The organism is Humidesulfovibrio sp. (assembly GCF_031082295.1).
Classification (GTDB): Bacteria; Desulfobacterota; Desulfovibrionia; order Desulfovibrionales; family Desulfovibrionaceae; genus Humidesulfovibrio.
Map to the genome: position 1 here is coordinate 20752 of NZ_JAVHLD010000032.1, position 14944 is coordinate 35695.

At 63.6% G+C, this 14944-nt stretch carries 8 protein-coding genes and 1 pseudogene; 4 read left to right on the forward strand and 5 right to left on the reverse strand.

Going from position 1 to position 14944, the window contains the following annotated elements; genetic code table 11:
* Both RDU24_RS13420 and RDU24_RS13425 read right to left on the reverse strand, forming a co-directional pair.
* Complete coding sequence (locus RDU24_RS13420; protein WP_308736283.1) at positions 1-1362, reverse strand: efflux RND transporter periplasmic adaptor subunit; 1362 nt, start codon at positions 1360-1362, stop codon at positions 1-3.
* Between the two features lie 47 nt (positions 1363-1409).
* Positions 1410-2066, reverse strand: a complete 657-nt coding sequence (locus RDU24_RS13425; protein WP_308736284.1) for a TetR/AcrR family transcriptional regulator — start codon at positions 2064-2066, stop codon at positions 1410-1412.
* Positions 2067-2583: 517 nt separating this feature from the next.
* Between RDU24_RS13425 and RDU24_RS13430 the strand changes: the two genes are divergently transcribed.
* From RDU24_RS13430 to RDU24_RS13445, 4 genes are all read left to right on the forward strand, one after another.
* Positions 2584-5262, forward strand: a complete 2679-nt coding sequence (locus RDU24_RS13430; RefSeq protein ID WP_308736285.1) for a CHAT domain-containing protein — start codon at positions 2584-2586, stop codon at positions 5260-5262.
* Positions 5263-5379: 117 nt separating this feature from the next.
* The gene (locus RDU24_RS13435; protein WP_308736286.1) at positions 5380-6732 is read left to right on the forward strand and encodes a caspase family protein; all 1353 of its coding nucleotides are present in this window, start codon (positions 5380-5382) and stop codon (positions 6730-6732) included.
* A gap of 13 nt (positions 6733-6745) precedes the next feature.
* Positions 6746-7348, forward strand: a complete 603-nt coding sequence (locus tag RDU24_RS13440) for an OmpA family protein (protein ID WP_308736287.1) — start codon at positions 6746-6748, stop codon at positions 7346-7348.
* A 107-nt stretch (positions 7349-7455) separates the two neighbouring features.
* Positions 7456-9741 (forward strand): CHAT domain-containing protein, encoded by a 2286-nt coding sequence (locus tag RDU24_RS13445; RefSeq protein WP_308736288.1) that lies wholly within the window; start codon positions 7456-7458, stop codon positions 9739-9741.
* 877 nt (positions 9742-10618) lie between these two features.
* Here RDU24_RS13445 and RDU24_RS13450 read toward each other — a convergent pair.
* From RDU24_RS13450 to RDU24_RS13460, 3 genes and pseudogenes are all read right to left on the reverse strand, one after another.
* Complete coding sequence (locus tag RDU24_RS13450; RefSeq protein ID WP_308736289.1) at positions 10619-11356, reverse strand: substrate-binding periplasmic protein; 738 nt, start codon at positions 11354-11356, stop codon at positions 10619-10621.
* 137 nt (positions 11357-11493) lie between these two features.
* Positions 11494-13239, reverse strand: a complete 1746-nt coding sequence (locus RDU24_RS13455) for a methyl-accepting chemotaxis protein (RefSeq protein WP_308736290.1) — start codon at positions 13237-13239, stop codon at positions 11494-11496.
* Between the two features lie 140 nt (positions 13240-13379).
* Positions 13380-14363: pseudogene (locus tag RDU24_RS13460) on the reverse strand (methyl-accepting chemotaxis protein); the annotation flags it as partial.
* Positions 14364-14944: the final 581 nt, after the last annotated feature.

A 14944-nucleotide genomic window follows, 5' to 3' on the forward strand; every position in this document is an offset into this window, starting at 1 on the left:
CTACTGCTGGGCGGACTTGGGTCCGGGCTGCTGTGCGGTCTGGTTCTCGGACGGACGGGGGGCGGGCTGCCCGGCCTGAACGTCAGGCTTGGCGGCGGGTTTGGGCTCCTCGTTCTGGGCGGTCTGGAGCTTGGCGGCCTCGGCGGCCTGGGGTGCGGGGGCGACCTGCGCCGGCTTGGCCTGCTCGGCATTGGCCTGAGCGGCATTTGCCTGAGCAGGGCCAGCGGCTTCCACGGCCTTGACCTTGGCGCCGGGCCGGGCCTTCTGCAAACCTTCCACGATGATGCGCTCGCCCGCGGCCAGGCCGGAAGTCACCAGCCACTTGTCGCCCACGGCGCGGCCCACCTCGATGACGCGGGGCTCGACCACGCCGTCCTGCTTGACCACCATGACCAGGGGCTCGCCCTTGCTGTTGCGGCTGACGGCGGTCTGCGGCGCCAGGATGGCCTGCTCCTCCACGCCCTCCTCCAGCACGGCGCGCACGTACAGGCCGGGCAGCAGGTCGTGCGCCGGGTTCGGGAACACGGCGCGAAGGGTGATGACGCCGGTGCTCTGGTCCACCGTGATGTCGGAGAACTGCAGCGTGCCCTCCACGGGGTAGGGGGTGCCGTCCTCCATCAGCAGCTTGACCTTGGCCCCGCCATCCGCGGATTTCTTGAGCCTGCCGGAGGCCAGGTCGCGCTTCAGGCGCATGACCTCGCTGCTGGACTGGGTCACGTCCACGTAGATGGGGTTGGTCTGCTGGATGGTGGCCAGCGGCGTTCCCTGGCTGGCCGTGACCAGCGCGCCGGGAGTGACGGCGGACTTGCCGATGCGTCCGGCGATGGGCGCGCTGACGCGGGTGTAGGAGAGGCTGATGCGGGCGGCTTCCAGGGCCGCGCGCGCGGCGCCGACCTCGGCCTCGGCCTGGCGGTGGGCGGCCAGGGCGTCGTCGTTGTCCTGAACGCTTACGGCGTTGGACTGGGCCAGGGCGCTGAAGCGCTCGCCCTTGAGCCGGGCGGGCCTTGCGTTGGCCTCGGCCTTGGAAAGGGCGGCCTTGGCGCTGTTGTAGGCGGCCTGGTAGGTGGACGGGTCGATCTGGTAGAGCACCTCCCCGGCCTTGACCTCGGAGCCCTCCTTGAACAGGCGCTTCTGCACGATGCCGCTCACCTGGGGGCGGACTTCGGCCATGAGAAAGGCGGAGGTGCGCCCGGACAGCACAGTCGTGAGGGTCAGTTGCTCGGGGGCGATGGTGACCACGGCGACCTCGGGCTCGGCGCTCGGGGGCGGGGTGCTGGCCTGGGTGGACTGGCCGCAGCCGGAAAGAACTGCCGCGAGGGCGGCGACAACAAGAAGCGAGGAAATGAGCTTGCCAAAATGCATGGTGTGTCCTGATCTGTTAGATGTGGAAAATTGGTTGTGCCGTAATGCTAGGCCGTGGCCGAAGCTGCCAGTCTAGAGCGCAGCCTCTCAATGCCGCCGAGTGAAAAATCCATGATGAAGTCGGTAATTGTGTCAATGTTTTCAGCTTTTAGCGCCATCTCCGGGGTAACTATGGGGATGGCCTCCTTGGCGAAGTCGAAGAGCACGCACTGGCCGATGATGCTTGAGGCGCAACGAGCGATGGTCGTCTCGTCGGCCCCGGGCAAGAACAGGCGGACGATCTCCAGCAGGAGGTTGTGCGCGCGTCGGCAATGGCTTTCAAAAATCACGCCAAAATACTGGGAAGGTTCAATGATTTCCTGGGTCAGCCTGCGGCCGAGCAACTCGTCCACGGGGTCCCCATCGCCAAGGATCTGGAGCAGGTGGCTTCTGACGTAGGCGCGCAGGCGCTCCACAGGCGTGCTCTCTGGCGTCAGGTCCTGCTCGCGAGGGTGGCGGCGCTCTTCGCGCTCGATGTAGTCCTTGAGCACGGCCACATAGAGCTCTTCCTTGCTGCCGTAATGGTAGCACACGGCGGCCACGTTGGCCTCGGCGCGGTCGCAAATGTCGCGCACAGTGGCGTTCTTCAGGCCCCGCTCGGCAAAAACCTGGCGCGCGGCCTGCAGCAGCCTGGCTTTGGTCCCTGCGTCTTTCGTGCTTTTCATCGGCCACCTCATTAAAACAAATGGCTGAAACATGATTTAGAACTAAGTTTAAAAATGGGTTTAATGTTTGGTTTGGCCTGTGTCAAGGTCTGAGAATAGTCAGTTTTGGGCTGGAGTTGGGCGTTTGGTGCTTGTAAGACGGTGGAGCTTTAACGATCCGGATTGTTTTTGCAGTGTCGGATGAAGGCGCGGAGGGCGGGGGGGAGAGAACCGGCGTCAGTTGCCCAAAGAGCAGGTCTTTCAAGGGTGGCTGAAGGCAAGGGGCGACTCCGCCAAGTGCTCGGCGTCCGTGCTGGGCGGAGCGAGATTCAGCGCAGCTCGCTCTGGCGTGCCCGGCGATGGGAACGCTTTTGTGCGGGTTGGCAGGATGCCGCTTGGGCAGGAGCGGCACACGGCCTGTACATGGCCCAAATTGATCTTGCCATATTCTCAGCGTTGGGGGAAAATGTGTTTGCTTGGGGTCTAGGCCCACGACAGGTTTTGCTTGTGGCATCAGCGGGACTTCGGGAGGTGAACGATGTTCTGTCTCTCAATGACTGCGGCTCGCTATCGGCTTGTCGCCGCCACCCTGAGCTTGGCGTTTCTGCTTTCCGGCTGCATCTTCGCCTATATTCCGCAGCCCTTGCCGATATTCCCCTATGGCCCGGACGCCAAACCCATTCCCGACCGCAAAGAGCTCTCCGTTGTCGATGAGACCCTGACGGGCGGCTCCAACAGCACGGGCTCACGCTCGGTGTTCATCGCCATGCGCGGGACGCGTGTCGTCGGCAAGGAGAGCAAGCTGGACGAGCAGGATGTGCTTAAGGAAATCCCGGCGCCGGACTTCAAGCCCTCCGTCATCTCGTCCGTCGCTCCGCCGCTGTTCCGCACGCCCAAGGAGGGCGACCGCCACTATTTCAACTTCACCCTGAGCAAGGACTTCGCCGAGGGCATCACCGCGTTTTTCGCCGGGGAAAGCGAGAAGTCCGTCAAGGCCTTCGAACGCGTCCTGGCGGACCCGGAGGTGAAGCGCCCGGCCGCGTGGCAGGCATCCATGCACCTGGTGTACCTGCATCTGATGATGGGCCGTCCGGACCTGGCCGAGACCGAGGTGCAGCGCACCGAGCTGTGGGAAAAGAAGATGACGGAGGGCAACAACGCCTATTCCCGCGCGGTGCGCGCCGAGGTGCGCTACTGGGCCGGGGACTTCGAGGGGGCCATCGCGGACGCCAAGGACGTGCTGGCATCCATTGGCGACTGGACCATACCGACCATCTATCCTTCCCCCCCGCGCGACCAGGTGGACGTGGTCCGCTTCGGCGCGGCCAAGGTCCGCGCCATGACCGTGCTGGGCATGCTGTACACGGCCAAGGGCATGTACAAGGAAGCCATGCCCTGGCTGGAGCAGTCGGCCAAGGAGATGAACAACGTCGTCTTCCTGCACTGGGTGCCGCTGTATGCCGTCTACATCACGGCCAACAACTGGGAGGTGTTCTACGGCCAGGGCTGGAGCCTGACGAGCCTGGCCACCGCGCTGCTCGCCCAGGACCCGGACTCCGCCCGCGCCGCGGAGATGTTTGCCGACGCGCAGAAATTTTTCGACGCCATCGGCTACGTGGCCGGCAAGGTGCTGATCGAGAGCTTCAAGGCCCAGGTGCTGCTGGCCACGGGGCACTACCAGCGCGCGGAGCGGCAGGCCACGGTTGCCCTCTCGCACGCCAGGAAGAGCAGGCTGCTGGATTTCATTTGGCGGCTGGAGGCCGTGCGCGGCGAGGCCCTGCTCAAGCTGGACCGCTGGGCTGAGGCCGAGCAGTCGCTGCGCGCCGCGCAGACGATCGTGGACCAGCTCTCCGGCACCATGGTCAGCGACATGGCCAAGGTCCGCTTCGGCGTGGGCAAGGAGATCATCACCAGGAATCTGGTGAAGATAGACGTGCGCAAGCGCGACTGGCCGACGCTGTTCCAGGACCTGGAGCGTGGGCGGGCCAGGGCCTTTGTCTCCATGCTGGCCAACCGCAGCGTGGGCGCGGGGAGCAACGTCGAGCTGACCGAGCGCATCCACGCCCTGGACAAGGAGATCCTAGGCGAGCGTCAGCGCAAGTACGGCTTCATGCAGAATGCGACCGTGGAGTCCGGCCGGGAGGAGGACCTCCTGGCCAGGCGGCAGAAGATCGTCGAGGAACTGCACGCCAAGAACCCGGACCTGGCCGAGGCATACGCCGTCTCCACCGTTGGGCTGGCCAGGGTTCAACGCTCACTCGACGCCGGGGACCTGATGCTCTACGCCCTGCCGACCCAGGGGGATGAACCGCTGTCCTTGCTGCAGGTGACCGCCCGGGATGTGCAACTGCGCATTCTGCCGGTCACGACCCGCCAGTTCGGCCAGCACCTGAAGGATTTCGTCGCCACCCTCTGGACCGCGCAGCCCAAGGCCCAGCATGCCTCGCTCGCGCAGCTGGGGCAGGATCTGGCGCTGGCCTCCTGGGGCAAGCCTGCCAACGTCCTGGTGGTGCCCAGCGGCGACCTGCACTTCGTGCCGTGGGGCGCGCTGGATGTTTCCTTCGCCGTTGGCGTGCTGCCGACCGGAGGCTGGATCGTGCGTTCTCCGCACAAGTCCCTGGGGCGCATCCAGGCCTGCGTCGTCGGCGACCCGGAGTTCGGCGGCGTGCTGCCCCAGTTGCCCGACGCCCGCGACGAGGCCGTTGCGCTGGCGAAGCTGTACGGCACGCAGGCCATCATCGGGTCGGATGCCACGGAGCAGGCCCTGCGCCGGCGCGTGGGCGCTGGGGTGGACGTGCTGCACCTGGCCACCCACGCCCTGTACGACCCGCTGTACCCCTTGCAGTCTTCGCTGATCCTGAGCGACGGCACAAAGGCCGTGCCCCTGTCTGCGGAAAAGCTCTACAGAGCCCCGCTCTCGTCACGGCTCGTGGTGCTTTCCGCCTGCGAGACGGGCATGGGCCAGGTCATCTCCGGCGACGACCTGCTTGGACTGACGCGCAGCTTCTACCTGGGCGGCACCAACGTCATCCTGAGCAGCCTGTGGCCGGTGAGCGACGAGGCTACGCGCATCTTCATGGAGCAATTCCACAAGAGCGCCCGCGGCGGCGACTATGGCAAGGCCTGGCTGGCCGCCCGCGACGCCGTGCGCTCCAGGGGCGCCACGCCGGCGGAGTACGGCGCCTTTGTCCTGGGCGGCATGCCCCGCGAGCGTTGAGCGTTCGGGAGGGCCAGTCGGGGTTGGTCCGCCGAGGCGGAAATGGCGCATTGCTGGTGGTCCAGCAAGGCATTCATTGTTGGGTCAGGTGTCATGATACGTTGCAGGAGGTTCGCCATGCTCCGGAAGTGTCTGCTCTTGCTTGCCTGCTTCCTCTTCCTGGCGGCCCAGCCTGCTCGAGCCGAGCGCCGCACCGCCCTGGTGATTGGCAACAGCGCCTACCAAAGCGCGCCGCTCAAAAATCCTGTCAACGACGCCAGGGCAATGGCTGTGGCGCTCAATAACCTGGGCTTCGAGGTCATACACCTGGAGAACGCCAGCCAGGCGGTCATGCTGGATGCGGTAAACACGCTGGGGAGACGGCTCGCCCAGGGCGGCGTGGGCCTGTTCTACTACGCCGGGCACGGGGTGCAGTCAGAAGGGCGCAACTACCTCATCCCGATCCAGGCCTCCCTCACGCGGGAGAGCGACCTGCGCGAGCAAGCTGTGGATGCGTCTTTGGTGCTCGAGCGCATGGAGCAGGCCAACAACGACCTGAACATCGTCATTCTGGACGCCTGCCGCAACAACCCCTTCGCCAGGAAGCTGCGCTCCGGCAGGGGCGGGCCGGGGGGCCTGGCCGCGATGCAGGCCCCCAAGGGGTCGCTCATCGCCTTCGCCACCTCGCCAGGGTCCGTGGCCTCGGACGGGGCCGGAGACAACGGCGTGTACACCAAGCACCTGCTCGAAAACATGAGCACCCCCGGCATCCAGGTGGAGCAGATGTTCAAGCGTGTCCGCACCGGGGTTATTGAGGATACAAACAACAAGCAGCGCCCCTGGGAGACGACCTCGATCCAGGGCGATTTCGTCTTCGCGGAGGGTGCCGCGCCAGCTCCCGGGACGCCCCAAGCCGTTGCGCCCCTGCCGCAGACCGCAAGCCCCGCCATGAAGCCGGTCCCGCAGGCGCGCTCGAACCCCATCCAGGTGGAGTTCTCCATGTTCAAGGAAAACGGCAAGAGGCCGCCCACGCCGGTCAAGACCGGCGACAGCATGCGTTCCGGCGACTCGTACTTCTTCCACATCCGGCCCAGCAAGGACTGCTTCCTGTACCTGTTCCAGGTGGACGCAACGGGCAAGGCCTTCCGCCTGTTCCCTAGCGACACGTATCACACGCAGGCCAACCCGGTGCTGGGCAAGACAAGCATCACCCTGCCGAACCAGACCGAGGTGTTCTACCTGGACCAGACCGTGGGCAAGGAGGAATTCTACTTCCTCGCCTCCGATGAACCGGTGGAACTGCTCGAAAACTTCGACAGCGGCACCGTGGATGGCATCATGCGCTCCGGACTGACCCTGCGCGGCCCGGCGGGCGTCAAGGCCGCCACGGGCATGGTTTCATCCAGCGGAGCAGGAGAACAGGCCCTGAAGGTGCAGGAGTTCTCATTCGTGAAGAGCTTCGTGCACGCCATCGCCATCAAGCATAAGTAGCCGGAGCTGGAACATGCCAAGCGCAACACAACACCGCAGGAGACGTCTGGCAGCGCTGCCGCTGGCCTGTCTGCTCGGCCTGCTGGCCGGGCTGCTTTGGGCGGCCTCGGCCCTGGCCCAGGAGCAGATGGTCCCCAAGGAGGAGCTGATCCGCCAGCTGGGAGGCAAGGAGCCCGCGGCAACGCCCACAAGGCTTGGGAAGGTGCGCCTGCGCGGCCCGGCCGGAGTCAAGAGCACCGGCGACCAGCTTGAGCAGCCAGCCCGGCCAAAGGAAGTCGCCATCCTGATCCACTTTCGCTACGACTCCACGGAACTGGCGGACGAGTTCTCCCGCCAGCAGCTGCGCGAGGCCGGCGCGGCCTTCTCGTCCAATGAGCTTCGCGGGCTTGCGTTCGAGATCGGCGGACACACGGACGCGCAGGGTTCGGAGGCGTATAACCTGGAGCTTTCGCGGCGGCGCGCCCAGGCTGTGAAGGACGCCCTGTGCCGGGGCTACAAGGTGGACTGCGGCGCGTTTGAGGTCAAAGGCTACGGCATGTCCGAACCCGTGGCCGGGAACGACGACGAGGTCGGCCGAAGCCTGAACCGCCGGGTGGTGTTCAAGAGACTGCGCTAGGCATCAAGGCGCAAGCCTCCGGCCGGGTAACCGCTGGCCGAGGGGAGGCTGCGCGGCACCGGAATAGCCCTCCCGTTTCCGGGCAAAGCGAACAAAGGAGGACTTCCATGCGAAGGGCTCTGCTGCGGTTTGCTCTCATCATCATGACGCTTCTGAACAGCGCCTGTGCCGCGGGCATTTACCAGGCCATCGCCCCGGAAGGGGACGAGAACAACCTGAAGGCCCGCTTCGACGAGAACATCGCCCTCTTCGAACCCCGATTCGAGCAGAATGCGCTGGTCAACACCCAGCTCATGTATCTGTGCGAGGCGTATTCAAGGACGAAGCGCTTCACCAGGCTCAACGCCTGTCTCGACCGGATGGAGGAGCGCTACAACGCCGGCGAAAAGACGTACTTCAACATTGACCTGTTCGACTACGTCGCGGTCTTGCGCACCAGGGCCTTGATCGACCTGGGCGACTACGCCGGGGCCGTGTCGTACAGCGAGGGGTACCTGGGCAAGAGAAAGGCCGACATGAGCCGCATGTTCATGGTGCAGCAGCTCGCCTATTCCGGGCTTGCGAAAGCGCTCAGCGGCGACCGGCAGGGCGCGGAGGCGACAATCGCGGAGATGGAGTCCGTCTATCTTGGCTACCCGTTCAGCATGATCCAGCCGGAGCGGAACGAGGGCGAGGCCAGGATCTTCATGGCGCTCAAACAGTACGACAAGGCCTACGAGGTGATGCAGCGGTCCTCCGCCTTCGCGGAATTCGCCAAGTCGGTGGCGCAGGCAGCCATGGGCAGCCCCGGCTGGTTCGTCATCCTTGAGCTGCCCACGCAGTACATGCGGGCAAGGGCGGCGTATCTCTCCGGGAGGCTGGAGGAGGCGAAGCAGGGCTATGACGCCCTGTTGACCAACGAACGCACCCGCGACAACGGCGAGATCCTCTGGCAGCTCTTGTTTGATCGCGGGCGCATCGCCGAAGTTGAAGGCAAGGGCGAGGTGGCTCTGCGCTTTTACATGCAAAGCGTCGAGGTGGTGGAGCAGCAGCGCAGGTCCATCTCGACGGAGACCTCCAAGATCGGCTTCGTGGGCAACAAGCAGGCTCTGTACCAGAGCCTCATAGCCCTGCTGATACGGCGTGGGCAGCCCGCCAAGGCCTTCGAATACGTGGAGCGAGCCAAGTCACGCGCCCTGGTGGACCTGCTGGCCGAGCGCCAGAACCTCCTGCCCAAGGACCAGCCGAACGTCACCCAGGCGCTGGGGCAGTTGGCCAGCCTGGAGCAGCGCTCCGCCTACATCCACGCGGGCGGGACAGAGAGCGCAAGGCTGCGCAGCGCCATGGCCAGCGCAGTGGGGGAGCTGCGGCAAAAGGCCCCGGAGCTGGCGTCGCTGGTCACTGTGGAGGCGCCCGACACCGCCAGCATCCAGGCCCATCTCGGGCCGGACGAGACCCTGCTCGAATACTACGGGCTGGGCGACGAGCTTTACGCCTTCACCGCCACCCGCGAGTCCGTCACCGCCAAGATGCTCGATGGCGCGGGCCTGGAGGCCGAGGTGCGGGCCTTCCGCGAGGCCCTGGGCAACGTGGAAGGCGAGGCCTGGAAGCCCCTGGCGCGGAAGCTCCACGCCCGGCTTGTGGAACCCGTGGCCGACGCGCTGGCAAGGCCGAAACTCATCCTCGTCGCGCATGGCGCGCTGCACTATCTGCCCTTCAACGCCCTATTTGACGGCAAGGATTACCTGCTCGACAAGGTCACGCTGCAACAGCTGCCCTCGGCCAGCGTCATGGAGTTCCTGGCCAGCCGCAAGCCAGCCACAGCCAAGGATATGCTGCTGCTCGGCAATCCCGACCTGGGCGACGTGGCCATGGACCTGCCTGGCGCCGAGGCTGAGGCGCGGGCCATCAAGGGCATCTGGCCCAACTCCGTCATGCTCATGCGCAAGGCCGCCACAAGGGGTGCGCTGGCCAAGGCCGGGCAGCTGTTCCGGATCATCCATGTGGCGGCCCACGGCGAGTTCGTCAGCGATCAGCCGCTCAAGTCGCGCCTGCTCTTGAGCCCTGAAGGAGCCGACAACGGCCAGCTCACCGCAGGGGACTTGTATGGGCTGCGGCTCAATGCCGACCTTGTGACGCTCTCGGCCTGCGAGACGGGCATGGGGAAGGTGCTCTCCGGCGACGACGTGGTGGGGCTTACGCGGGGGTTCCTGTATGCCGGGGCCAATTCCATAGTGGCCAGCCTGTGGCCGGTGTCGGACGACGAGACGAAGTATCTCATGACAAGCTTTTACAAGAACCTGAAAAGCATGCCCAAGGCCCGGGCCTTGCGTCAGGCCCAACTGGAGACAAGGAAAAAGTACCCGCATCCGTTCTACTGGTCCGCTTTCCAACTCACGGGCTTGGGGAGATAGGCGCACAGGGGCTTCATGCCCGCGGCGTTCGCCTTCCCCAAATCGGCCAGGGCCGGAGTGGTGGGCTCTTCCATGCAGGTAGAGTGCACTGCTGCTGGCGCGTTGCGCGACGCGTGTGCCGCACCAGGGGCGTACACAGGCAAGCATACCTTCTGGACCGGCAGCGCTTCCGAACGGCGTGAACGTAGCTGTAGCTTACGGGCTGTTTAGCAGTGAATATTATATTGACTGGTTGACTTCTTAGGACCTGGCTGGATTATCAAATGGCGGAGAGGGCGGGAGCCGAATGTGATGCGTAACACATTGAATGTTATTGCAAAAAGTGATAAATTGTAAAATTTTCATACCCCCAGGGTTGCCCCTGGTCCCTCTGGATGCAAATGGACCGCGTTGGAGAGTCATACCCAAGTCCCATCCGTGAGTTTCTCCCAAGTATTGGTCCAGAATTATGGCAAAAAGCCAGACAGAATTGAACTCACGGCCTCTTGCATGATGCTTAAGCGATGTGGCACATGCTTCCAAGAAATCTGTGCATTCTGCGAATGCACTCCAAACGATAGACTTCAGGGCGACATTTGCAGTGCGGATTTGTGGCGCAGCCTCCCGTGTGCAAGGAAGACATGCGCCCACTACCGCGGCGTAGTAATTCGGTGCCGCTGCCCTTGGTTTGGTGCCCGGATGCGGAGCCTCATGGCTAGCGTTTAGCCAATTACTATACGCCCCCGCTCAAGGGCAGATTCATGCATCATGAATAGTGGTTGATTTTCAGTTGAATGGAGCTGCGCAGAAGAAGCGGAACGCAGGCTCTGAGGTGGCAAAGCAATGCACGGCCGTCGGGCCTCTCCTCCGCCGACGGCCGTGCATTGTGCACGTGTGCCTAAAATCCGTTCTTTTGCATGATGGCCTTCAGGGTGCCGTCGGCCTTCATGGAGCTCAGGCCCTGGTTAAAGGCATCGCGCAGAGCCTTGGAGCCCGGCTTGGACTTGGGAAAACAGACGAAGAGTTCCTTGTTTTCAAGCACCGGACTCATGAACTCGATCTTGCTGGCGTCGCCTGGGATATCCTTCTTGGCGAGGTACAGGCCAACATACTTGTCGGCCACCATGAGGTCGATGCGGCCAGCCACAAGCTTCCTCAGGTTCAGGGTGTCCTCATCAACCTCGTCCTTCTTCAAGTCCTTGCGCGCGTCGAATTCGGCGGTGTTCACATAGCCTCGCACCACGCCGATGCTGTAGGGCTTGAGGTCATCCAGGGTCTTCCAGGTGATGGCCTTGCTCTTGAGTTTGAAGAAGCCCAGCGGCCCGGCAGGGAAGGGGTCGGAAAGGAGGAAGTCTTTTTCCAGTTCCTTGGCGTAGTATTCGGGCAGGTACCCGTCGACCTCGCCTTTTTTCGCAACGGCGACAACGCGCGCCCAGGGCATGAACTCGAATTTTGCGTCCTGGCCCTGACGTTTGAAGGCCTCTCGCACCACCTCAGCCACGAAGCCGTTGCCTGGCATGGCGTGGCTGATGTACGGCTCCCAGTCCAGGGTGGCCAGCTTCACGCTGCCCGCCCAGGCCGATGAAGCCAAAGTTAAGGAGAACAGAAGAAGCAGCGTAGACAACCATTTTTTCATTTCAAGCCTCCTTGGTTTAGCCTGTTTGTTGTGCCGGATGGTTTTTGGGCTCGTGACCACTGCACCCCGACATGCTGTGCAAAGGCCGATGCAGGTGCCAGCGCTGTCTGGTGTCCCCGATGGTCTTGACCGGGAAATCATCGCCTTGCCGACCCGGTTTTAGCTCTTGACGCTTCCGCCTGGCCGGCCGGCTGCTTCACTGTGGCCAATGGCTTGGGCGCTGCCAACGGCCTGGGCGCAACGGCCGCAGATGGGCTCTTACGCTCCATGCCGCCTTCCTCCTCCATTTGCTCGATGAGCCTGCGCAAGATCTGAGCCTGTTCAGCCATCTTGCCCACGGCCTCGGCCGACTGGCGCATGGCGTCTGCCGTTTCAATGGAGAGTCGGTTGACATCTTCGATGGAGTGCGAAATCTCCTCGCTGGCGGCGGATTGTTCTTCGCTCGCCGTGGCGATCTGGCGCACCTGGTCGGTCGTGGTGTCCACCAGGGACACTATCTCCTTGAGGGCCTCGCCGGACTTCGCGGCCATGCCGGTGGAACTGGTTATGAGCGTCGCCGTCTCGTCGACATTGGCGATGCTCTTGTGCGCGCTGTCCTGGATGCCACGGATGGCGTTGCCCACTTCCTTGGTGGCCAGCATGGTCTTCTCGGCGAGCTTGCGCACCTCGTCGGCAACCACGGCGAAGCCGCGCCCGGCGTCGCCCGCTCGAGCGGCCTCGATGGCCGCGTTCAGGGCCAGCAGGTTCGTCTGGTCGGCGATGTCGGAGATGACGTTCATAACCTGCCCGATGCTTTGGGCCTGCTGTCCCAGAGCGTTCATGTCCTCCTTGAGAGCAACTGCCTGCTTTTGCACTTCGCCAATGCCCTGGACCACCTGGTCAACGATGTTGGCTCCGTCGATGGCCTTGTGCCTGGCCAGGTCCGCCGTCTCTGCCGCCTGGGCCGCATTCTTGGCCACCTCAAGCACGGTGGAGCTCATCTCTGTTATGGCGGCGGCGGTGTCGCCGATGCGACTGGATTGCTCCTCGGAACCCCGGCTTGATTCCTCGATCTGGGCGGAAAGCTCCTCAGAGGCGGAGCTCACAATCACCACCACGCCCTCAAGCTGTTGCGCGGCCTGGAGCATGCCCTCCTGCTTGGCCTTTTCGGCCTGTTTCAAGGCCTGCTCCGCAACCAGGCGGGCTTCGTCGGCCTGACGGGCGCTCTCGGCGGCTTCCAGGCTTTTCTGGCGCACGGCCTCCAGGTTGGCCGATAAGTTGCACACCATGGTTTCCAGGTGGGTCTTCAGGGCGCCGAGTTCCCCGAGGAAATATCCGGCCATTGCCTGACAGGCCAGATTGCCCGAACCAACCTCCTGGGCATAGCCCTGCATGGCCGTAAGGGGCCGGATGACGATCATGGTGATGACCAAAAAGAGGATGGCCACAACCGCGGCATCAACAATGAGCGTGCTGATGGCCGAGGCCCAGAGCATCTGCCTCAGTTCACCCTGCACGAATTTCTGGGTGAAGTTGACTTCGATGAAGCCAATGGCTGCCCCCTGGCGCTCGATGGTGGCCTTTGCGGAAATCGCCTGGGCATCGGCCGGGGTCTCAGTGATGTCCACAGCGTTCCAGGACGCATCACGTCCCTTGGCGGCGAAGATCTTCACCCCGTCCTGTTCGCGGATCACCAGTGATTGCACTTGCTTTTCGCCCATTTCCGAGAGCAGGGCTTCCTGGGCCTGCTTGGTGTCCATGCCCCAGATGGCCTGGGCCGTGCTCTTGGCCAGACGGCCAGCCACCCGCTGGGCGCTGTCACTCAGCTCCTTTGAGGCGGTGACGGAGCGCTCATGATAATTGTAATACCCAAAGCCGAAGAGAATGACTGTGGTCACCAGCACTAACGCAGCCGTCAGAAATGCCCCGATTGAACGGGAGGATATGGATCGGTGTTGTGACATTGTGTTCTCCGGTTCAAAGCCGTTATGAAACCCGGATGGTGCAACAATCTTGAGCCATCCAGATGCGGGCCGCGTGGAGTCTAGGTCCTGGACGTCGTTCCAGCGGGCAGCGCCTTGGCCTTGCCTGATTGAGTGACCTGAGCCATGCCCTCATCCACCTGGAAGAAGCTTATGCTTTGCTGCAACTGCCCGGCTAGGTTGGACAGTCCCTCGCTGGTGCTGGCCATCTCTTCCGAGGAGGAAGCATTTTGTTGGATCACGTTGTCCAGTTGCTGGATGGCCTTGTTGATTTGCTCTGCGCCGATGTTTTGTTCACCCGTTGACGCCGCGATCTCCTGCACCAAGTTCGCCGTGCGCTGGATGTCCGGCACAAGCCGTGCCAGCATCTCACCAGCCTTCTGGGAGATGTCCACGGTAGAGTTGGAAAGCTGACCAATCTCACCCGCAGCCTGGCCGCTACGCTCGGCCAGCTTGCGCACCTCGGCTGCCACCACGGCGAAACCCTTGCCGTGTTCGCCAGCGCGCGCGGCCTCGATGGCTGCGTTCAGGGCCAACAGGTTGGTCTGCCGGGCGATCTCCTCGACGATGCCGATTTTCTCGGCGATGGTCTTCATGGCGCTGACGGCCTTGCCCACGGCGTTGCCGCCCTCCTGTGCGTCCCGCGCCGCCTGCACGGCGATTCTCTGTGTCTGCTGGGCGTTGTCAGCGGTCTGCTTGATGTTTGCGGACATCTGCTCCATGCTTGAGGACACCTCCTCGATGGCTGCGGCCTGTTCTGTTGCGCCCTGGGACAGGGTTTCGCTTGATGCCGAGAGTTCCTCGGAGCCGCTCGCCACCTTGTCCGTGGCTTCGCGCACCTCGCTCACCACGTGGCGCAGGTTCAGAACCATGTCCTCCAAATGGAACTTCAGCGCCCCAAGCTCACCAAGGAAGCGGCCGGTCATCGCCTGGCAGGACAGATTGCCTGTGCCCACCGCCTGGGCATAGCCCTGCATGGCGGTTAGGGGCCGGATGATGATCATGGCGATGACCATGTAGAGGATGGCCACCACCGAGACATCCACGATGAGGGTGCTGATGACCGAGATCCAAAGCATCCGCCGCAGTTCGGCCTGCACAAAAGCCTTGGTGATGCTGACCTCAATGACGCCGATGAGCTGGCCCTGGCGATCAATGGGGACCTTGGCGAAGACCGCGTTGCTGTCGACCGTGGCCTCGGCGAGGTCCACGGGGGCCCAGGCCGCATCGCGCCCCTTGGCGGCGAAGATCTTCACCCCGTCGGCCTCGCGGATGACCAGCGCCTGGATCTGCTTCTCGCGCATCTCCGAGAGCAGCGTCTCTTGGGCCTGCTTGGTGTCCATGCCCCAGATGGCCTGGACGGTGCTCTTGGCCAGGCGGTCGGCCACGCGTTGGGCACTTTCGTTCAGGTCTTTTGACGCATCGACGGAGCGCGCATGGTAGTTGTAATATCCGAAACCGAACAGAATGAGCGTGGTCACCAGCACCAGGGTCGCAGTCAGATAGGTCCCAACGGAAATGGTTGCCGATGATTGGGGGCGGGGCATCGTTCTCTCCTCTGCGGCATGTGGGGCAACGAGGGCGTCTTCATCCGGGCCTTGCCGCGGGGCGCGGCTCTCAACGTCTT